A 19,996-nucleotide genomic window follows, 5' to 3' on the forward strand; every position below is an offset into this window, starting at 1 on the left:
GGCCTCCCCTGTCCAAGGGGTACTTCGTCAGAACTTGATGCGGGCGCCGGTGTAGAAGCGGCGGCCGATCACGTCGTACACGCCGTTGACGGGGCCGGGCAGGCCGCCCCAGACGGGCGGGCGCTCGACATCGAACAGGTTCTTCACGCCGAGATAGAATTCGAAATGCTCGAGCCCGGTGTAGCGGACCTGCATGTCGGTGTAGATCTTCGATCCGATGCGGAAATACTTCTCGTCGGGCACCGACCCGTCCGCCAGGCGATAGAGCGTCTGGAAGTTCTCATAGTCCAGCACCTGCGGCGCGATATATTCGGCGCTGACGTTGAAGCCGAACTTGTCGTTCTCCCAGCCGATGCCCGCGGTCACCGCGTCGCGCGGCGTGCCGAGCTCGCCCATCGTGTTGTCATAGGGATCGCCGGTCAGCGCGCTGAAGCCGTTCTTGAGCAGGTGCGTCCACGCCGCCGACAGGCTGGCGGTGCCGCCCGCGACCTCATGCTTGTAGTTCAGCGTGAAGTCGAGGCCGCGGCTGAACGAACCGCCGCTGTTGACCAGCGCGCGAACCACCTGCTCGACCGAACCGGTGCTGTACGCGCCCGACGCGCCCGCACGCCGGGTGACGAACTGGCAGAATTCCGGCAGCCCCTCGCGATAGCATTTGTTGAGCACGGTCGCGGCAGCCACGCGGCTGATCGCGTTCTCCAGCTTGATGTCGAAATAGTCGACGGTGATCGTCAGGTTGCGCAGCGCGTTGATCGAACGCGGGTTGATCACCGCGCCCAGCGTCAGCGTCTTGCCGGTTTCTTCCTGGATGTTCGGATTGTTGGCGGTGAGGCCGCCGACGCCTGCCAGATCCGCCTGGGTCAGCGTGAACGATCCGTTCGCCTGGATGTTGGCGAGGATGCCCGGAACCGCCCGGCAATTGTCGGCCAGCGTGCCCGTGGTCGTCAGCGTGATGCCCTGGCACGGGTCGGTGATCGAGATGATGCCGGCGGCCGGCGCCGCGAACAGCTCGCCGATGTTTGGCGCGCGGGTCGCATGCGCATAGACGGCGCGGAAGCGGATGTCCTCGATAGGCGACCATTCGCCGCCCACGTTCCAGGCATAGAAAGTGCCGACGGTCGAATAGTCGGACATGCGGCCCGCCGCGCGCAGCGTCAGGTTCTCGAAGAACGGCGTGTCGGACAGCAGCGGAACGACGATTTCGCCATAGGCTTCCTTGACGTCGAACTTGCCCGCGGTGTCGGTCAGCTGGACATAGCCGTTGCGCGCCTGGTTGGTCAGCGGGTCGAAGATGTCGCGGCTTTCCTCCTTGCGGTACTCGGCGCCCACCGCGACCTGAACCGGACCGGCGGGAAGCTGGAACAGCGTGCCGGTCAGGTTGGCGGCGGCGACGTGCATCTGCTGCTTGGAATAGCGGCTCAGGCTGGTCTTGATGTACTTGATCGCATCGGCCGAAATCTTCGACGAGCCGTCGGCGTTCAGGCCATAGACGTTGATCGGAACGCAGCCCTGCGCGCGCGCCGAGGCGTTGACGCAGACCGCTTCGGTGAAATTGCCGTTGTTGTTGTAGTCGAAGACGTCGGGGATCGCCTGTAGCGCCTCGGCGAGGTTGTACAGATTGGCCAGGCCGCTCATCGACTGGTTCTGCTTGGTGAAGCCGTACTGGTAATAGGCGTCGAACTTCCAGCTGCTGCCCAGGTCGACCGTGCCGCCCAGCACCACGCGGAAATTGTCGCGCTCGGTCGGGATGGTGCGGGTGCCGCCGTCGAACATCGTCGTGCGAAGCAGGAAGCTCAGATCCTTCGATGCGATCGCGTCGTTGACGTTGCGGTTGGTCGCTGCGGCGAACACCGCGGCGGGCACCAGCGGGTTGGCGAGGCGGCGCACATCGGCGGCGTTGGTCGGGTTCGCGACCAGGAACTCAATCGGGTAGAAACCGCCATTGCCGGGGAAGGCGCCGAGCGCGCTGTCGGTGCGCATCGGGGAGGCTTCCATCCGTCCCTTGGTGAGCACGTTGGTGTACGTGACTTCCGAAAAGACGTTGACTGCGTCGCTCACATCGAAATTGACGCGCGCGGCAAAGGTGTAGCGCTCCGATGGTGCGGCGAGCAGCTTGTACTGCTCGCGGTTATAGCCGTCGGTTGCCGCATTGTAGGCGCGGAAGGTGCCGTCGGCGTTGATGATGCGGTTGGTCTGGCTGCCGATGACGAACACGCCGCCCGCGCCGACGTTCGACGGGTTGTAGAAGGGCGTGAACAGGTTCTGCGCGGCGGTCAGGTTGTTCGCGCTGTTGCCCGCGACGCGCTGGGTGGTGCCAAGGCTGGTATAGTCGAGGCGTGAGAAGTCGCGCCCGTCATTCTCGACCACGCCCTCGTTCACATAGCCGCCATAGACCATGATGTTGCCGCGGCCGTCGGCGAAGTTCGCGCCATAGGTGGCGTTGACGGCGAACTGGCGATCGTCGCCGCGCTCGGAAATGCCGCCCTGGATGTTCAGCTGAAGGCCTTCGTACTTCTTCTTGTAGATGAAGTTGACCACACCCGCGACGGCATCCGAGCCGTACACGGCCGACGCGCCGCCGGTCAGCACGTCGACGCGCTCGATGAACGGGGTCGGGATCATCGACAGGTCGACCTGCGCCGTGCCGGGGACACCTGCGACCGAGCGGCGGCCGTCGATCAGCACCAGCGTGCGGTCGGCGCCGAGGTTGCGCAGGTTGACGGTGGCGAGGCCGGGGTTGGTGCTCGCGCCATTGGTGGTGCGGCTCTGGCCGGGAATGCCGACAGCGGGGTTCTGCTGCAGCGCTTCCTGGACGTTGACCACGCCCTGATTCTCCAGCGCTTCGGCGGTTACCACTTGAAGCGGGCTTGGCGACGTCAGCGCGGGCGACGCGATGCGGCTGCCCGTGACGACGACTTCCTGCTCGGCCTCCGCGGCGGGTTGGCTTGCCGGCGCGGAATCCTGCGCCTGCGCGGCAGTGGCGGCGAGCAGCGTAATGGCGCTCGCGCCGGTCATCAGCAGCACATTGCGCGTCCTGCGCGATGCATTGAGAACTGCAACTTTCATTTCCCCACTCCTTCCCTTGTTTTGCAAACGGGCCTGGGTTCGGCCCAACTCACCGGGCGGTGTTCCGCCTCTCTGTCGGTGTTTGTCCCGGTCTCAGCCGGGCGGTGCGCGGTTCGCCCGCATGACGGCGTCGGCGATGCTCTCGCGCCAGTTGCCGCGGATCGCCTCGCGTGCGTCTTCCGCGAGCTTCGGCTCGAACCGGTCCGCGGCGGCCATCGCGCCTGAATCCGCAAGGCCCAGCGCATCGGCCGCCATGCGCGCGACGCCGAGCGCGCTGGCCTCGGCGATCTCGGGGCGGACGATGGTGCGGCCGGTGAGATCGGCGAGCAGTTGTGCGAGCAGCGCGTTGCGCGCCGCGCCGCCGTCGATCGAAAGCTCGGGCAAATCGATGCCGAGGTCGGCGGCGATCGCGTCGAGCACGTCGCCGATCTGAAGTGCGATGGCCTCGAGCGTCGCACGCGCGACATGGGCGGGGCGCGTGGCGAGCGTCATGCCGCTGATCGTACCGCGCGCGCCGGTCTGCCAGTGCGGCGCGCCGAGGCCGGCGAGCGCGGGGACGAAGACCACGCCCTCGCTGCTCTCGACGCTGGCCGCGAGATCGGTGAGTGCCTGCTCATCGGCGAGGCCGAGCAGGGCAGTGGCGAAGGCCGCGGCATGGCCGGAGACCGAGATATTGCCCTCGATCGCGTGCTGCGCGCCGGTGCCGGTGCGGCTCCATGCGATCGTGCTGGAGAGGCCGTGCGATGAGCGCACGCGTCCGGCGGTGGCGGCCATCAGCGAGCTGCCGGTACCGATCGTCGCCTTGACTCGGCCGGGCGCGAGGATGCCGTGCGCGAACAGCGCGGCGTGGCTGTCGCCGAGCAGCACCTGAACCGGCGTGCCCGCGGGCAGCGCGGTGAGGCCGGGCGCGACCGTGCCGAAGCCGCCGTCCGACGGCGCGATGCGCGGCAGGATGGCGAGCGGTACGTCGAAGATGCGGGCAAGCTCCGCATCCCAATCGAGCGTGTCGAGGTTGAACAGTTGGGTGCGTGACGCGTTGCTGTGATCGGTCGCATGGACCTTGCCGCCCGTCAGGTTCCACAACAGCCAGCTGTCGATCGTGCCGCATTTGATCTCGCCCGCGTTCGCGCGGTCGCGGGCGCCGGGGATCGTGTCGAGCAGCCAGCCGATCTTGGCGGCGGGGAAGAGCGGATCGATACCGAGTCCGCTGCGCGCGACGATCGCGTCCTCGAGCCCTGCGGCGCGCAGGTCGGCGCAACGTTCGGCCGAGCGCGCGCATTGCCAGATCACCGCCGGTGCGACCGGCCGGCCGGTGTCCGCTTCCCACAGCACCACCGTCTCGCGCTGGTTGGAGATGGCGAGCGCGGCGATCTGTGCGTCGGGCGCGGCGGCGACGAGCTCGGCGATCAGCGCGGCGACCGCTTCCCAGATGTCCGACGCCGATTGCTCGGCCCAGCCCGGCTGCGGATAGGTCACCTGCATCGACCGCGAGCGCGAAATCACCACCGAACCATCAGCCGCCACCAGCAGCGCCTTGGTGTTGGTCGTGCCCTGATCGATGGCAAGGATGGCCGGGCCGGACATCAGGCGGCCCTTGTGCCCAGCAACTCGCGCGCGGCGGCGACGATGCCGGTGGCGGACAGGCCGTAGCGTTCCATCAGCCACGCTGCCGAACCGGTCGGCAGGAAGCCGGGGAAGCCCAGCATCCGCATCGGCACCGGATCATGCTGCGCGCAATGTTCGGCGATCGCGCCGCCAAGGCCGCCTTGCGCAAGTCCTTCCTCGGCGGTGACGATCGCCCCGATCTGCGCCGCGGCGGCGATCAGATCGGTATCCAGCGGCGACACGGTCGCCATATTGATGACCCGCGCGGCAATGCCCTCGGCGGCGAGCGTTTGCGCTGCGGCCAGCGCGTGGTGGACCAGCGTGCCGTTGACGACGATGGCGATGTCGCCGCCCTCGCGCAGCACCTCACCCCTGCCGATCGCGAAGGCCGCGCCTTCGGGGCGGTCCAGTGCGGGCACGGGCATGCGGCTGATCTTGATATAGACCGGCCCGTCATACGCGGCCGCGGCGCGGATCGCCTCGGCGGTCTCCCACGGGTCGGCGGGGACGATCACCGTCAGCTTGTCGATCGCGCGCAGCCAGGCGACGTCCTCGATGCTGTGGTGCGTCGCTCCGAGCTCGCCATAGGCGACGCCCGAGGAGATGCCGCACAGCTTCACATTCTGCTGGCTGTATGCGCAGTCGGCCTTGATCTGCTCCATCGCGCGCGCGGTGAGGAAGCAGCCCGCGCCACTGACGAACGGGATCTTGCCGCCATTGGCGAGGCCAGCGCCGACGCCGACCATATTCTGTTCGGCGATGCCGACATTGATCAGGCGATCCGGAAAACGCTCGCGAAACTTGCCGAGCTTGGATGAACCGACCGAGTCATTGACCACTGCGACGATGCGGCTGTCATTGGCGGCGAGTTCCTCGACGGTGCGGACATAGGCGTCGCGGCAGTCGAACATGCCGGCGGCGGGTGCTGCGGCGGCCATCAGTTCATCTCCGCTTCGAGTTCGGCGATCGCCTGGGCATATTGTTCGGGATTGGGCACGCCGTGGTGCCAGCCGGCCTGATCGCGCATGAAGCTGACGCCCTGGCCCTTATGCGTGTCGGCGATGACGACCAGCGGCTTGGAGCGCGGCTGCGCGGCGCGGTCGAAGGTTTCGAGCAGTGCGGCGTGGTCATGGCCATCGACCCCCGCGACGTCCCAGCCGAAGGCGCGCCATTTGTCGGCGAGCGGCTCGAGGCTGTTGGTATCCTCGGTCCCGGCCCCCTGCTGGAGCCGGTTGCGATCGACGATCACGGTGAGGTTGCCGAGGCCGCGGTGGCCGGCGAACATCGCCGCTTCCCACATGCTGCCTTCCTGCAGCTCGCCATCGCCGGTGAGCGCGAAAACGCGATAGTCCGCCTTGTCGATCTGACCCGCTACGGCGATGCCGACGGCGACCGGAAGCCCGTGGCCGAGCGGACCGGTATTGGTCTCTACCCCGGGCAGATAGGTGCGGTTGGGGTGGCCGTTCAGCCGCGATTCGGGCTTGAGGTAGGTTTCGAGTTCTTCCTCTTCGAAGAAACCCGCCCCGGCCAGCGCCGTGTACAGGGCGCCGGTGCAGTGACCCTTGCTCATCACGAAACGGTCACGGTCCGGGGCGGTAGGGGAGGACCCTTCGATACGAAGAATGTCGAAATAAAGCGTGGCGAGGATGTCTGCAGACGAAAGGTCGCCGCCGGGATGGCCCTGACCGGCATCGACGATCATCCGGAGCAGGCGGCGGCGCATCCAATTGGCGCGCGCGCGGACGTACGCAGCACGTGTTTCCAGCGTGTACGTGTCGTTATTCCGGCTCTCGAGCCCAACTCTGTTCATATCCTCTCCTGCCCGCCGGATAGCGGATGTTGAAACCGAACGCAATAATAGTCATATTATATGCGATATCGAATGAAGTTTCGAATATTTTCGTTTTCTATCGATATGGGTAAAAATTGACAAGAGCCGAAAGGCGGCGGTAGGAAAGGAAGAGGGCCCGATGGTCCCGAATGGGTGCCAAATCAGGCAGATAGGCAGGAGCGGGGATGTCGGAATCGACCAGCTGGTGCGGGCCATTCCGCGGCGCATTGCAGCTCAAGGAGGTCGCATGAGCGGCGAGCGGCGGGCGCGGATGCTCGGCGAGGCGCGACGGAACAAGATTCTCGAATGGCTTCAGGAAGAGGGCAGCGCGCGCGTGCGCAGCCTGGCCGAGGCGTTCGGGGTTTCCGAAGTCACCGTGCGCCAGGATCTCGAGAAGCTCGAGTCGGACGGGCATATCGTCCGCGAGCACGGCGGCGCGTTCCTCAAGTCGGTGACGCAGCAGGTGCGCGCGATGGCGCTTCAGCATCACGAGAACATGGACGCCAAGCAGCGCATCGGCCGCGCGGCGGCGGCGATGGTCGGTGATGGCGAGACGATCATCCTCGATTCGGGATCGACCACCACCGAGATCGCCGCGCAGCTTTCCGGCCGGCGCGACATGACCGTGATCACCAACGCGCTGAACATCGCGCTGATGCTCGGCGCCGAGCCGGGGTTCGACATCCATATGACCGGCGGTCATTTCAAGGCGCCGACGCTGTCGCTGTCGGGCGAGCGCTCCGCCGACTATTTTCGCGGGCTGTTCGTCCAGAAGCTGTTCCTCGCGACCGCGGCGATCGATCTGGAGGCGGGGCTCACCTATCCGGCGCTGTCCGACATTCCGGTCAAGCGCGCGATGATCGAGGCGGCGGAGAAGGTCATCCTCGTCGCCGATTCGAGCAAGATCGGGCAGCGCTCGTTCAGCGCCCTGGGCGGGATCGAGCTCGTGCATCTGCTGGTGACCGACGCGGGAATCCGCGACGAAGACCGCGCCGCGATCGAGGCCGCCGGGGTCGAGGTGATGGTCGCCTGAATCTTTCCGGCGTCTTGCGCCGCACATTCCTGAAACAAGGATCAAGCATGTGAGCAATCAGAAATACGGGGCCGGCATCTGGCACTTCGCGACCTTCGTCGATCGCTATGCGACCGATGGCTATGGCCCGGCGCGGTCGCTGATCGAGATGATCGATATCGCCGGGCAGGTCGATGACCTGTCGGTGGTCGACATCAACTATCCCTTTGTCGACCCCAGCCTGTCGCTCGATACGGTCGAGGAGGCGCTCAAGCGCAACAACCTCTCGGTCATCGGCATCACGCCCGAAATCTACACGCGCCAGTTCGCCAAGGGGGCCTTCACCAACCCCGATGCCGGCATCCGCCGCCTCGCCAACGAGATGTGCAACGAGGCCGCAAACGTCGTCCGCCGTTTCGGCGCGGACTATGTGAAGCTCTGGCCGGGCCAGGATGGCTGGGACTATCCCTTCCAGGTCGATCACCGGAAACTGTGGCAGCAGAGCGTCGAGGGTATCGGCGAACTGGCCAGCCAGAATCCCGACCTCAAATTCGTGATCGAGTACAAGCCGCGCGAGCCGCGCTGCCACATGAGCTATGACAGCGTGTCGCGCACCCTGCTGGGCATCGAGCGGATGGGCCTGCCCAATGTCGGCATCCTGCTCGATTTCGGCCATGCGCTGTACGGCGGCGAGAGCCCGGCGGATTCAGCGCAGCTCGCGATCGACCACGGCCGCTTGTTCGGCATGGACGTGAACGACAATTTCCGCGGCTGGGACGATGATCTGATGGCCGGATCGGTCCATCCGATCGAGCTCTTCGAATTCTTCTACACGCTGCGCAAGAACCAGTGGGAGGGCGTGTGGCAGCTCGACCAGTTCCCGTTCCGCGAGGATTCGGTCGCCGTCGCCAATGGCGCGATCAGCTTCCTCAAGGGCATCGAACGCGCGCTCGACAAGCTCGACTTCGAGGCGATGCAGGACGCGCAGGACCGCCACGACGCGGTGACCGCGCTGCGGCTGGCGCGCGAAGCGCTGTTCACGTCCTTCTGATGCGGCTGGTTTCCACCTTCCTGTCGCTCGCCTGCGCCGGCCCGGCCTTGGCGCAGAGCGAGATTCCCAAGGTGCCCGCCTTTCCGGGTGCCGAGGGAGCGGGACGTTTTTCCGAAGGCGGGCGCGGTGGACGGGTGATCGCGGTCACCAACCTGAACGATTCCGGGCCGGGCAGTCTGCGCGCGGCGCTGGAGGCAGATCGGCCGCGGACGGTCGTGTTCAACGTCTCGGGCACGATCGCGCTCAAGTCCGACATCACCATCACCAACGGGCGACTGACCATCGCCGGGCAGACCGCGCCCGGCGACGGCATCACGATCCGCGACCGCTCGCTCAACATCGCGGCAAATGACGTCGTGGTGCGTTACATTCGCGCGCGGCTGGGCGCAGCGTCGGGGACGCAGCAGGACGCGATCAGCGTGACGAAGGGGCGACGGATCATCCTCGATCATGTCTCGGCCAGCTGGTCGATCGACGAGACGCTGTCGGCATCGACCCATTACGACAAGCCGGGTGACGGGGTGTGGGATCTGACCGTGCAATGGTCGATCATCGCCAACTCGCTGCGCAAGTCGAACCACGACAAGGGCGAGCATGGCTTTGGCAGCCTGATCCGCGCGGCGCGGGGGGCGAAGATCAGCTGGCACCATAATCTCTGGGCCAACCATCTCGATCGCATGCCGCGCCCCGGCAACTATTCGCTGCCGAGCGAGGATAGCGAAGGCGCACTGTTCGAGTTCCGCTCCAACGTCTTCTACAATTGGGGCAAGGAGCGCGCCGGCTATAATTACGACGTCTCGACCCACGCCCGGTACAATTTCATCGACAACGCCTATGTCGCCGGACCCGACAGCAAGGGCGCCTTCGCGTTCGAGGAGCAGAACCAGCTCGCGCGCGCCTTCTGGTCCGGCAACAGCATGAACGGCGCGATCCCCGCGGATCAGAAGACGCTGGTGAAGGGCAACATCCCCGTCGGCTATTGGCTCGACGCGCCGCTCGATGTCGGCGCGGTGGCGTCCGATCCGGCGCCGCGGGCCTATGATCGCGTGTTGGCGGGCGCGGGCGCTTCGCTGGCGCGTGACGCAGTTGACCTCAAGATCGTGGCAGGCGTGCGCGGCAAAACCGGGCGGATCATCGACAACGAGGCGCAGGACGGCGGCTGGCCGGCGCTGCGTTCGGGCACCGCACCGGCCGACAGCGATCAGGACGGCATGCCCGATGCATGGGAGCGCGCCCGCGGTCTCGATCCCGCCCGGGCCGATGGAGCCGCAGATCGCAACCGCGACGGCTACAGCAATCTCGAGGAATATCTGAACGAACTCGCCGCCGGAAAGGGTGCCGCATGATCATCGCCTCCTCCCATGATTTCGAGAAGGCGGCGCGGCGGCGGGTGCCGCGCTTCCTGTTCGATTATGCCGAGGGCGGCGCCTATGACGAGGTGACGCTGGGACGGAACGTCAGCGATCTCGCCGCAATCGCGCTGCGCCAGCGCGTGCTGAAGGATGTCGCGAACGTCGATCTGAAAACGACGCTGTTCGGGCGTGAGGTCGCGCTGCCGGTTGCGCTCGGCCCGGTCGGGATCAGCGGCATGTATGCTCGCCGCGGCGAGGTGCAGGCGGCGCGCGCGGCGAAGGCGGCGGGCATCCCCACCTGTCTCTCAACTGTGTCGATCTGCGCGCTTGAGGAGGTGGCAGCGGCGGCCGACCCCTTCTGGTTCCAGCTCTATGTGATCCGCGACCGTGGCTTCATGCGCGACCTGATCGCGCGCGCCAAGGCGGCGGGTGCGGAGGCGATGGTGTTCACCGTCGACATGCCGATCCCCGGCGCGCGCTACCGTTCGGAACATTCGGGCATGGCCGGACCGAACGCACGGTTGCGCCAGATCCTGCAGGCGATCGGCAAGCCGCACTGGGCGTGGGACGTCGGGTTGATGGGCCGCCCGCACACGCTTGGCAACCTCGCCCCCGTGCTCGGCAAGGACAGCGGTCTCAGCGATTATATGGGCTGGCTCGGCAAGAATTTCGATCCTTCGATCCAGTGGAAGGATCTCGACTGGATCCGCGCCGAATGGGATCGCCCGCTGATCATCAAGGGCATCCTCGACCCCGAGGATGCGCGAGAGGCTGCGGCCATCGGCGCGAACGGCATCGTCGTGTCCAACCATGGCGGGCGTCAGCTCGACGGCGTGCTGTCGAGCGCGCGGGCGCTTCCGCCGATCGCCGATGCGGTGGGCGGTCAGCTCACCGTACTCGCAGATGGTGGCATTCGCACCGGACTCGATGTCGTGCGGATGCTGGCGCTGGGCGCAGACGGCGTGCTGCTCGGTCGCGCCTGGGTCTATGCGTTGGCGGCGCAGGGTGAGGCTGGGGTGACCAAGCTGCTCGCCCTGATCGCACGCGAAATGAAGGTCGCGATGACGCTGACCGGGGTCAACCGGATCGGGGCGATCGATCGCTCGATCCTTGCTGAAGGTGTAAAATGAAGCTTCTGGAAGGCAAGACCGTGCTGGTCACCGGCGGATCGACCGGCATCGGCCGCGCTGCGGCGATCGGCGCCGCACGGCATGGCGCGAACGTCGCGATCAACTATGCGTCGAGCGACGACAAGGCAGCCTCGTGCGTCGCCGAGATCGAGGCACTGGGCAAGCGTGGCCTGGCGGTGAAGGGCGACGTTGCCCTGCCCGAAACCGCGACCGATTTCGTCAGCAAGGCCGTCGCGGCGTTCGGCCGCGTCGATGTGATGGTGTCCAACGCCGGCATCTGCCCGTTTCATGCCTTTCTCGACATGCCGGTCGAGACCGTCGACCGCACTTTCCGCGTCAATCTCCACGGCGCCTATTACATGGTGCAGGCCGCGGCGAACCAGATGGTGAAGCAGGGTGAGGGCGGCGCGATCGTCGCGGTATCGTCGATCTCGGCGCTCGTCGGCGGCGAGTATCAGACGCACTACACGCCGACCAAGGCGGGGGTGCATTCGCTGATGCAGTCCGCCGCGATCGCGCTGGGCAAGCACGGCATTCGCTGCAATTCGGTGCTGCCCGGCACGATCCTGACCGAGATCAACAAGGATGATCTCGCCGATCAAGACAAGCGCGACCGCATGACCGCGCGCATCCCGCTCGGGCGATTGGGCGAGTCCGAGGATCTGGCAGGACCGATCGTGTTCCTGGCCTCCGACATGGCCGCATACGTCACCGGTGCGGCGCTGCTGGTCGATGGCGGCGCCTTCGTGAACCTGCAGTAGGGACATCGCGCCGTGTCGCTCGCCATGCCTCCCCCCGATCCCGCGACATTGGCGCGGCGGGCGGAGATCGTGGCGGCGATGCGGGCGATCGTGCCGGGTGAGGGCGTGATCGACGCGCTCGAAGCGCTTCGCCCCTACGAATCCGATGCGTTGACCGCCTATGCGCAGGTGCCGTTGCTGGTGGTGCTGCCCGAGACGGTCGAACAGGTCGCGGCGGTGCTGCGCTGGTGCCACGAAAACCGGGTGAAGGTGGTGCCGCGCGGTGCGGGCACCTCGCTCTCGGGCGGTGCGCTCCCGCTTGCCGATGGCGTGCTGCTGGGCATGGCCAGGTTCAACCGCGTCCTCGACATCGACTATGCCGATCGCGTTGCGGTGGTGCAGCCGGGCGTCACCAACCTCGCCATCACCCGCGCCGTCGAGGATGCCGGCTTCTACTACGCGCCCGATCCGTCGAGCCAGATCGCCTGCACGATCGGCGGCAATGTCGCCGAGAATTCGGGCGGGGTGCATTGCCTCAAATACGGCCTCACCACCAACAACGTGCTCGGCGTCGAACTGGTGACGATCGAGGGCGAGGTTGTGCGTCTCGGGGGACGCGGGCTCGAGCCGGCCGGACTCGACCTTCTCGGGGTGATCGTCGGGTCCGAAGGTCTGCTCGGCGTGGTCACCGAAGTCACCGTGCGGATCCTGCCGCGGCCCGAAACGGCAAAGGCGCTGCTGATCGGCTTTCCCGATGTCGAGAGCGCCGGGGTCTGCGTCGCGCAAATCATCGCCGCGGGGATCATCCCGGCGGGGATGGAGATGATGGATAAGCCCGCGATCAACGCCGCCGAGGCGTTCGTCAACGCGGGCTATCCGCTCGACGTCGAGGCGCTGCTGATCGTCGAGCTTGACGGGCCGGGCGCCGAATGCGGCCATCTCACCGGTGAGGTCGAGGCCATCGCGCGCGCCCACGGCGCCGTGTCGGTGCAGGCGTCGCGCGACGATGCCGAACGCGCGCTGTTCTGGGCGGGGCGCAAGGCGGCTTTCCCGGCGGCGGGCCGCATCTCGCCCGACTATTACTGCATGGACGGCACCATCCCTCGTCGCCGCCTGCCCGAGGTGCTGACGCGGATGAAGGCCCTGTCGGAACAGTACGGCCTCGGCGTCATCAACGTATTCCATGCCGGGGACGGCAATCTCCACCCGCTGATCCTCTACGATGCCAACCAGCCCGGCCAGCTCGAACGGGCCGAGGCGTTCGGCGCGGATATTCTCAAGCTCTGCGTCGAGGTCGGCGGCGTGCTGACCGGCGAGCACGGCGTCGGGGTCGAGAAGCGCGACCTGATGCACACGATGTTCAGCGAGACCGACCTTGCCCAGCAGCAGCGGGTGAAATGCGCCTTCGATCCCGAATTGCTGCTCAACCCCGGCAAGATGTTTCCTGAACTCCACCGCTGCGCCGAGCTGGGCCGGATGCACGTCCATCGCGGGCAGGTGCCGTTCCCCGAACTGCCGCGCTTCTGATGCTGCGCCCGGCGAACATTGGCGAGCTTTGCGAGGTAATCGCGACGGGGGGTAAGCTCCGTCTGCGCGGCGGGGGCAGCAAGGACGCGATCGGCGCGCCGTGCGACGCGCAGGTCGTCGATATGCGCGGCTTTTCCGGCATCGTCGATTATGACCCGCCCGAGCTGGTGCTGACGGTCGGCGCGGGAACGCCGCTGGCGCAGATCGAGGCGCTGGTCGTGGGTGAGGGCCAGATGCTCGCCTTCGATCCGTTCGATCATGGGGCGATGCTGGGCAATGACGGCGGCGCCACCATCGGCGGCGTGGTTGCGGCCGGGGTTGCGGGACCGGCGCGGCTGTCGCGCGGCGGCGCGCGCGACCATCTGCTCGGCTTCACCGCGGTGTCGGGGCGCGGCGAGCGCTTCGTCGCGGGGGCCAAGGTGGTGAAGAACGTCACCGGCTACGACCTGCCCAAGCTGATGGCGGGCAGCTGGGGCCGGCTCGCGGCGCTGACCGAAGTTACGCTCAAGGTGCTGCCCGCGCCGCGCACCCGGCTGACGCTGGCGATGCGCGGGCTGGACGCGGCGGGCGCGGTCGCCGCGATGGCGCGCGCGCTGGGATCGGCGGCCGAGGTGACGGCGGCAGCGCATCTGCCCGACTGGCGGGGCGAGGCGGTCACCGCATTGCGGCTCGACGGCTTTGCCGAATCGGTCGCGGCGCGCGCGGCGATGCTGCCAGAATTCGACGCGATCGAGGATGCGGATGCGCTGTGGCGGGCGGTGCGCGATGCCTCGCCGCTGCCCCGCGAATGGCCGTTGTGGCGGCTGATCGTCGCGCCGGGCAAGGCGCCGGGCGTGATCGCGGCGCTGCCCGATGCGCAATGGCTGCTCGATTGGGCGGGCGGCCTGATCTGGCTGACGAGCGACGCCGGTCCGGTGGCGATCCGGACAGCGGCCGAGGCAGCGGGTGGGCATGCGACCTTGTGGCGCGCCAGCGAAGCGATGCGCCGCGCGGTTCCCGCGTTGCACCCGCAGCCTGGCGCGCTGGCGGCGATCGAGGCGCGGGTGCGCCGCGCCTTCGACCCCGGCGGCGTGTTCGAGACGGGACGATTCTAGATGCAGACCCGCTTCACCCCTGAACAGCTTGCCGATCCGGCGATGGCGTCATCCGAAGGCGTGATCCGCAAATGCGTGCATTGCGGCTTCTGCACCGCGACCTGCCCGACCTATGCGCTGCTCGGCGACGAGCTGGATAGTCCGCGCGGGCGCATCTACCTGATCAAGGACATGCTGGAGAACCAGCGCAAGCCGGGGCCGGAGACGGTCAAGCATATCGACCGCTGCCTGTCCTGCCTGTCGTGCATGACCACCTGTCCCTCCGGCGTGAACTATATGCACCTCGTCGATCACGCACGGGCGTATATCCACGAGAATTACGGGCGGCCGTGGCATGAGCGCGCGGTGCGGCGGCTGCTGGCCTGGGTGCTGCCCTATCCCGGCCGCTTCCGTGCGGCGTTGCTGCTGGCCCGGCTGGGACGCCCGTTCGCGCCGCTGGTCGCCGGGGTCAAACCGCTGGCGGCGATGCTGGCGATGGCGCCGAAGCAGGTACCGGCACCGGTCGCTGCGGAGAATGCGAGCGTGCCCGGCGCGAAGGGCCGCATCGCGCTGCTTCAGGGTTGTGCCGAGCCGGTGCTCAAGCCCGAATATCGCGCGGCGGCGATCCGGCTGCTCAACCGCGCGGGGTATGACGTCGTGTTCGCCGCGGGCGAAGGGTGCTGCGGCGCGCTGGTCCACCATATGGGACGCGAGGCGGACGGGCTCGACGCGGCGCGGCGCAATGTCGACGCATGGATGCGTGAGATCGACGGCGGCGGGCTCGCGGCGATCGTGGTGACCGCCTCGGGCTGCGGCACGACGATCAAGGACTATGGCTTCATGCTGCGCAACGACCCCGCCTATGCCGGCAAGGCGGCGCTTGTATCGGGGCTGGCGAAGGACATTTCCGAGTTGCTCGCGCAGATCGACCTGCCGCCGGGCAACGGGCGCGGGCTGACGGTCGCCTATCACCCAGCCTGCTCGCTCCAGCACGGGCAGAAGGTGACCGATGCGCCGAAGCGGCTGCTCGCCGCCGCGGGCTATGCCGTCCGCACCCCGGCGGAGGCGCATCTGTGCTGCGGATCGGCGGGCACCTACAACATCCTCCAGCCCGAAATCGCGGATCAGCTCGGCGACCGCAAGGCCTCGCACCTTGATCGCTTGCAGGCCGATGTGATCGCGACCGGCAATGTCGGCTGCGCCATGCAGATCGCGCGGTTCGGCGATACGCCCGTCGTCCATACGATCGAACTGCTCGACTGGGCCACCGGTGGCCCTGCGCCAGCGGTTTTGACGCATCGAGACGCTTGACCAAATAATACTATTATATTTAAAATGTACGCGGATCGGACGTCGAGTCCGTGCGTGGACAATGACCTGTGCCGCGTGTGCAGCGGCGGGCTCTGGAGAGTGTGCGAATGGCTTCGAGATTTCTGCTGGCCGGGCTTGCGGCGTTGATGGCGGCACCCGCCGCCGCGCAGACCCCGCCGCTCAGCGTCTCGGCCAACCACCGCTATCTCGAAGCGGGCGGCAAGCCCTTCTTCTGGATGGGCGACACCGCATGGCTGTTGCTCAGCCGCCTCAACCGCGAAGAGACCGAGCACTATCTCAGCACCCGTCAGCGGCAGGGTTTCAACGTCGTCCAGGTGATGGTGTTGCACACCAACAAGATGACCAATCGCTACGACGCGCCGGCGCTGGTCGATGGCGATCCGGGACGGCCGCGCACCACGCCGGGCAAGGATCCGGCCAAGGCCGGCGAGTACGACTATTGGGATCATCTCGACTGGGTGGTCGAGCGCGCGGCGGCGCACGGTATCTATGTCGCGATGGTGCCCGCCTGGGGCGACCTGGCGATGGAGCGCCAGCTGAACGAAAAGAATGTCGAGAGCTATGGCCGCTTCATGGCCGAACGTTACGGCAAGGCGCCCAACGTCATCTGGCTCAACGGTGGCGATACGCGCTCGGAGATGCGCACCGCGGTCTGGGACGCACTCGGCACCACGATCAAGACGATCGCGCCGAACCAGCTGATGACCTTCCACCCGATCGGCCGCACCGCGTCGTCTTGGCAATGGCATCAGGCGCCCTGGCTCGACTTCAACATGTTCCAGTCGGGCCACCGCAGCTATGCGCAGGAAGGTCCGAACGCGATCGGCGAGGACAATTGGCGCTATGTCGAGCAGGACCTGGCGCGTACCCCGCCCAAGCCGACGATCGACGGCGAGCCCAGCTACGAGAATATTCCGCACGGCCTGCACGAGCAGAACCAGCCGCGCTGGCAGGCGGCGGACGTGCGCCGCTATGCCTGGTGGGGCGTGATGGCGGGCGCGTTCGGCCACACCTATGGCGAGAACCACGTCATGCAGATGTTCGTGGCGGGTTCGAAGGACGCCAATTTCGAGCCGAACCAGCGCTGGGACACCTCGCTCACCGCGCCGGGCGCACCGGGCGCGGACCAGATGCGCCACCTGCGTACGCTGATCGAATCGCGGCCGATGCTGGAGCGCGTGCCCGACCAGGCGATGATTGCCGACAATGGCGTGCGCTACGACCGTGTGCTGGCGAGTCGCGGCAGGGCCTATGCCTTTGCCTACACCTATACCGGCCGCCCGTTCACGCTGAAGCTCGGCGCGATCAGCGGCAGCCGGGTCACCGCGCAATGGTATTCGCCGCGCGACGGCAGGTTCACCCCCGCGGGCAGCTTCGCCAACCGCGGCGCGCAAATTTTCGATCCGCCGGGCGAGACCGCGGCGGGCAATGACTGGGTGCTGGTGCTGGATGGTGCCGCCCGATGACCGAAGGGAAATTCGTGGGTCTTCCGAGGATCAAATATGTCCGCGCCTATACGGTGCGCGGCGGCGGCGCCGATTATCACGATCAGGGCGCGGGCCACTGGATCGACGATCATATCGCGACGCCGATGTCGAAATATCCCGAGTACCGCCAGAGCCGCCAGAGCTTCGGCATCAACGTGCTCGGCACGCTGGTGGTCGAGCTGGAGGCCGAGGACGGCACGATCGGGTTCGCCGTCACCACCGGCGGCGAACCCGCCTGCTTCATCGTCGAGAAGCACCTCTCGCGCTTCCTGATCGGGCGCGACCCGTCGGACTATGAGACGATCTGGGACCAGATGTACTTTTCGACCCAATATTATGGGCGCAAGGGGCTGGTGGTGAACGCCATTTCGGGCGTCGATCTCGCCATCTGGGATCTGCTCGGCAAGCTGCGGCAGGAGCCGGTCTATCACCTGCTCGGCGGTGCGGTGCGCGACGAGATGCAGTTCTACGCCACCGGCGCGCGGCCCGACCTGGCGAAGGAAATGGGCTTTATCGGCGGCAAGCTGCCGCTGCATCACGGCCCGGCCGAGGGCGAGGAGGGGATGGAAAAGAACATCGCCCTGCTCGCCGACATGCGCGCCAAGTGCGGCGACGACTTCTGGCTGATGTACGATTGCTGGATGGCGCTCGACATCGACTATGCCACCCGTCTCGCGCATCGCGCTTGGAACGAGTGCGGCCTCAAATGGATCGAGGAAGCGCTCTCGCCCGACGATTACTGGGGCTATGCGCAGCTCAAGAAGAACGCGCCCGACGGCTTGCTCGTCACCACCGGCGAGCATGAATCGACCCGCTGGGGCTTCAGGATGCTGCTCGAGATGGAGTGCTGCGACATCATCCAGCCCGATGTGGGCTGGTGCGGCGGCGTGACCGAGCTGATCAAGATCGCCGACGACGCCGACAGGAAGGGCGTGCTGATGGTTCCGCACGGGTCGTCGGTGTACAGCTATCACTTCGTGGTGACGCGCCACAACTCGCCCTTCGCCGAGTTCCTGATGATGCATCCGGGGCCGACCGAAGTGGTGCCGATGTTCGCGCCGCAGCTGCTGGGCGAGCCGGTGCCGGTGAACGGCAAGATCCGCGCAAGCGAACTCGACAAGCCCGGCTTCGGCGTCGAGCTCAACCGCGACATCGCGCTCCATCGCCCCTATCCCAACGACTGACTTGCAAGACTGAAGGAAGACCCATGAAGCTCTGCCGTTATGGCGCCCCCGGCGCCGAGAAGCCCGGCCTGATCGACGCCGATGGCCGCATCCGCGACCTGTCCAACTATGTCGCCGATATCGACGCGCAGACGCTGTCGAAGGAAACGCTGGCGAAGCTCGCGGGCGTCGATCCGGCGACGCTCAAGCTGGTCGAGGGCGAGGTCCGCTACGGTCCGTGCGTCACCGGCACGCGCCAGTTCGTCGCGATCGGCCTGAACTATGCCGACCATGCCGCCGAATCGAACCTGCCCATTCCCGAGGAGCCGGTGGTGTTCAACAAATGGGTGAGCTGCATCCAGGGGCCGAACGATCCGGTGACGATCCCCAAGGACAGCAAGAAGACCGACTGGGAAGTCGAGCTAGGCATTGTCATCGGCACCGCCGCGCACAACGTGTCCGAGGCCGACGCGCTCGACCATGTTGCGGGCTATTGCGTGGTCAACGACGTGTCCGAGCGCCACTGGCAGACCGAGCGCGGCATGACCTGGGACAAGGGCAAGGGCTTCCCGACCTTCGGACCGATCGGCCCGTGGATGGTGACCGCCGACGAGGTCGGCGATCCGCAGAACCTGTCGATGTGGCTGTCGGTCAACGGCAAGAAGGTCCAGGACGGCAATACCCGGACGATGATCTTCACCGTCGCTCAGATCGTGTCCTACCTTTCGCAGATCATGACGCTGCTTCCGGGTGACGTCATCACCACCGGCACCCCGCCGGGCGTCGGTCTCGGCCAGAAGCCCGAGCCCTGGTACCTCAAGGCCGGCGACGTGGTCGAGCTGGGCATCGAGAAGCTCGGCGAGCAGCGCCAGGACTTCGTCGCATGGCAGGCCAAGTGAGCGGGCGCTTCGCGGGCCGCGTCGCCGTCGTCACCGGTGGCGCCGCGGGCATCGGCCGTGCTGCGGCCGAGCGGATGGCGGCCGAGGGTGCGCAGGTCAGCGTGTGGGACATCTCCGACGAGGCGCTGGCAGGCTGCGATTTCGCGGCACATACCGCGAAGGTCGACCAGTCGGACGAGGCGCAGGTGATCGCAGCGGCGGCGGACGTCGCCGCCAGGCTCGGCCGGCTCGACATCCTCGTCGTCTCGGCCGGGATCACCGGGCCGAACACCACGCTGGAAACCTATCCGTCCGACGCCTGGCAGCAGGTGATGGCGATCAACCTCAACGGCACCTTCTTCTGCGACAAGGCGGTGATCCCGCACATGAAGGCGAACGGCTATGGCCGCATCGTCAACATCGCCTCGGTCGCGGGCAAGGAGGGCAATCCCAACGCGTCCGCCTATTCGACGTCGAAGGCGGGGGTGATCGGCCTGACCAAGTCGCTCGGCAAGGAGCTGGCCAAGGACAATATTACCGTCAACGCGGTGACCCCGGCGGCGGTGAAGACCGCGATCTTCGACCAGATGACTCAGGCGCATATCGACTTCATGCTGTCGAAGATCCCGATGGGACGCTTCGGCACGGTGGACGAGAATGCGGCGATGATCTGCTTCCTGGCGAGCGAAGAGGCGAGCTTCTCGACCGGCGCGGTGTTCGACACCTCGGGCGGGCGCGCGACCTACTGA

The 19,996-nt window shown here is 66.8% G+C and carries 16 protein-coding genes; 12 read left to right on the plus strand and 4 right to left on the minus strand.

Annotation, left to right across the window (positions count from 1 at the left end; all coding sequences use genetic code 11):
* Positions 1–27: 27 nt before the first annotated feature.
* From BDW16_RS12945 to BDW16_RS12960, 4 genes are all read right to left on the minus strand, one after another.
* On the minus strand, positions 28–3,066 hold the full coding sequence (locus BDW16_RS12945) for a TonB-dependent receptor plug domain-containing protein (protein WP_066571951.1): 3,039 nt from the start codon (positions 3,064–3,066) through the stop codon (positions 28–30).
* A gap of 93 nt (positions 3,067–3,159) precedes the next feature.
* On the minus strand, positions 3,160–4,650 hold the full coding sequence (locus BDW16_RS12950) for an FGGY family carbohydrate kinase (RefSeq protein ID WP_066571948.1): 1,491 nt from the start codon (positions 4,648–4,650) through the stop codon (positions 3,160–3,162).
* Positions 4,650–5,609 (minus strand): transketolase family protein, encoded by a 960-nt coding sequence (locus BDW16_RS12955; RefSeq protein ID WP_066571946.1) that lies wholly within the window; start codon positions 5,607–5,609, stop codon positions 4,650–4,652. Before BDW16_RS12955 ends, BDW16_RS12950 begins: the two co-directional genes overlap by 1 nt.
* Positions 5,609–6,481, minus strand: coding sequence for a transketolase (locus tag BDW16_RS12960; protein WP_083954093.1), 873 nt, complete (start codon positions 6,479–6,481; stop codon positions 5,609–5,611). Before BDW16_RS12960 ends, BDW16_RS12955 begins: the two co-directional genes overlap by 1 nt.
* Positions 6,482–6,749: 268 nt before the next feature.
* Here BDW16_RS12960 and BDW16_RS12965 point away from each other — a divergent pair, with 268 nt between their 5' ends.
* The 12 genes from BDW16_RS12965 (at position 6,750) to BDW16_RS13020 (ending at position 19,996) form a co-directional block, all read left to right on the plus strand.
* Positions 6,750–7,535 carry a DeoR/GlpR family DNA-binding transcription regulator gene (locus BDW16_RS12965; protein ID WP_198585791.1) on the plus strand — a complete coding sequence of 262 codons (786 nt, stop codon included), beginning with the start codon at positions 6,750–6,752 and terminating at the stop codon, positions 7,533–7,535.
* 49 nt (positions 7,536–7,584) lie between these two features.
* Complete coding sequence (locus BDW16_RS12970) at positions 7,585–8,565, plus strand: TIM barrel protein (RefSeq protein WP_066571941.1); 981 nt, start codon at positions 7,585–7,587, stop codon at positions 8,563–8,565.
* Positions 8,565–9,911, plus strand: coding sequence for a pectate lyase family protein (locus BDW16_RS12975; protein ID WP_066571938.1), 1,347 nt, complete (start codon positions 8,565–8,567; stop codon positions 9,909–9,911). Before BDW16_RS12970 ends, BDW16_RS12975 begins: the two co-directional genes overlap by 1 nt.
* Positions 9,908–11,047, plus strand: coding sequence for an FMN-dependent L-lactate dehydrogenase LldD (gene lldD / locus BDW16_RS12980; protein ID WP_066571936.1), 1,140 nt, complete (start codon positions 9,908–9,910; stop codon positions 11,045–11,047). Before BDW16_RS12975 ends, lldD begins: the two co-directional genes overlap by 4 nt.
* Positions 11,044–11,808 carry an L-rhamnose 1-dehydrogenase Lra1 gene (locus tag BDW16_RS12985; RefSeq protein ID WP_066571931.1) on the plus strand — a complete coding sequence of 255 codons (765 nt, stop codon included), beginning with the start codon at positions 11,044–11,046 and terminating at the stop codon, positions 11,806–11,808. Before lldD ends, BDW16_RS12985 begins: the two co-directional genes overlap by 4 nt.
* Positions 11,809–11,820: 12 nt before the next feature.
* Complete coding sequence (locus BDW16_RS12990) at positions 11,821–13,314, plus strand: FAD-linked oxidase C-terminal domain-containing protein (protein WP_066571929.1); 1,494 nt, start codon at positions 11,821–11,823, stop codon at positions 13,312–13,314.
* Positions 13,314–14,408, plus strand: a complete 1,095-nt coding sequence (gene glcE / locus BDW16_RS12995; RefSeq protein WP_066571926.1) for a glycolate oxidase subunit GlcE — start codon at positions 13,314–13,316, stop codon at positions 14,406–14,408. Before BDW16_RS12990 ends, glcE begins: the two co-directional genes overlap by 1 nt.
* Positions 14,409–15,698: a glycolate oxidase subunit GlcF gene (gene glcF, locus BDW16_RS13000; protein WP_066571924.1), complete on the plus strand. Its 1,290-nt coding sequence runs from the start codon at positions 14,409–14,411 to the stop codon at positions 15,696–15,698.
* 107 nt (positions 15,699–15,805) lie between these two features.
* Entirely contained in the window at positions 15,806–17,185 is a 1,380-nt protein-coding gene (locus BDW16_RS13005) for a glycoside hydrolase family 140 protein (protein WP_066571919.1), read from the plus strand.
* Entirely contained in the window at positions 17,182–18,390 is a 1,209-nt protein-coding gene (gene rhmD / locus BDW16_RS13010; protein WP_066571916.1) for an L-rhamnonate dehydratase, read from the plus strand. The genes BDW16_RS13005 and rhmD overlap by 4 nt, the downstream gene beginning before the upstream one ends.
* A gap of 23 nt (positions 18,391–18,413) precedes the next feature.
* A complete protein-coding gene (locus BDW16_RS13015; RefSeq protein ID WP_066571914.1) occupies positions 18,414–19,268 on the plus strand; it encodes a fumarylacetoacetate hydrolase family protein in 855 nt (284 codons plus the stop codon).
* Complete coding sequence (locus tag BDW16_RS13020; protein ID WP_066571912.1) at positions 19,253–19,996, plus strand: SDR family NAD(P)-dependent oxidoreductase; 744 nt, start codon at positions 19,253–19,255, stop codon at positions 19,994–19,996. Before BDW16_RS13015 ends, BDW16_RS13020 begins: the two co-directional genes overlap by 16 nt.

Source organism: Sphingomonas koreensis, from assembly GCF_002797435.1.
In the GTDB taxonomy this organism is placed as follows: Bacteria; Pseudomonadota; Alphaproteobacteria; order Sphingomonadales; family Sphingomonadaceae; genus Sphingomonas; species Sphingomonas koreensis.

Excerpts from the sequence above, each read along its gene's own strand:
- BDW16_RS13015 (WP_066571914.1), top strand. The coding sequence starts at position 18,414 with ATGAAGCTCTGCCGTTATGGCGCCCCCGGCGCCGAGAAGCCCGGCCTG.
- glcE (WP_066571926.1), top strand. The coding sequence starts at position 13,314 with ATGCTGCGCCCGGCGAACATTGGCGAGCTTTGCGAGGTAATCGCGACG.
- BDW16_RS12950 (WP_066571948.1), bottom strand. The coding sequence starts at position 4,650 with ATGTCCGGCCCGGCCATCCTTGCCATCGATCAGGGCACGACCAACACC.
- BDW16_RS12955 (WP_066571946.1), bottom strand. The coding sequence starts at position 5,609 with ATGGCCGCCGCAGCACCCGCCGCCGGCATGTTCGACTGCCGCGACGCC.
- BDW16_RS12975 (WP_066571938.1), top strand. The coding sequence starts at position 8,565 with ATGCGGCTGGTTTCCACCTTCCTGTCGCTCGCCTGCGCCGGCCCGGCC.
- BDW16_RS12945 (WP_066571951.1), bottom strand. The coding sequence starts at position 3,066 with ATGAAAGTTGCAGTTCTCAATGCATCGCGCAGGACGCGCAATGTGCTG.
- BDW16_RS13020 (WP_066571912.1), top strand. The coding sequence starts at position 19,253 with ATGGCAGGCCAAGTGAGCGGGCGCTTCGCGGGCCGCGTCGCCGTCGTC.
- lldD (WP_066571936.1), top strand. The coding sequence starts at position 9,908 with ATGATCATCGCCTCCTCCCATGATTTCGAGAAGGCGGCGCGGCGGCGG.
- BDW16_RS12965 (WP_198585791.1), top strand. The coding sequence starts at position 6,750 with ATGAGCGGCGAGCGGCGGGCGCGGATGCTCGGCGAGGCGCGACGGAAC.
- rhmD (WP_066571916.1), top strand. The coding sequence starts at position 17,182 with ATGACCGAAGGGAAATTCGTGGGTCTTCCGAGGATCAAATATGTCCGC.
- BDW16_RS12960 (WP_083954093.1), bottom strand. The coding sequence starts at position 6,481 with ATGAACAGAGTTGGGCTCGAGAGCCGGAATAACGACACGTACACGCTG.
- BDW16_RS13005 (WP_066571919.1), top strand. The coding sequence starts at position 15,806 with ATGGCTTCGAGATTTCTGCTGGCCGGGCTTGCGGCGTTGATGGCGGCA.
- BDW16_RS12985 (WP_066571931.1), top strand. The coding sequence starts at position 11,044 with ATGAAGCTTCTGGAAGGCAAGACCGTGCTGGTCACCGGCGGATCGACC.
- glcF (WP_066571924.1), top strand. The coding sequence starts at position 14,409 with ATGCAGACCCGCTTCACCCCTGAACAGCTTGCCGATCCGGCGATGGCG.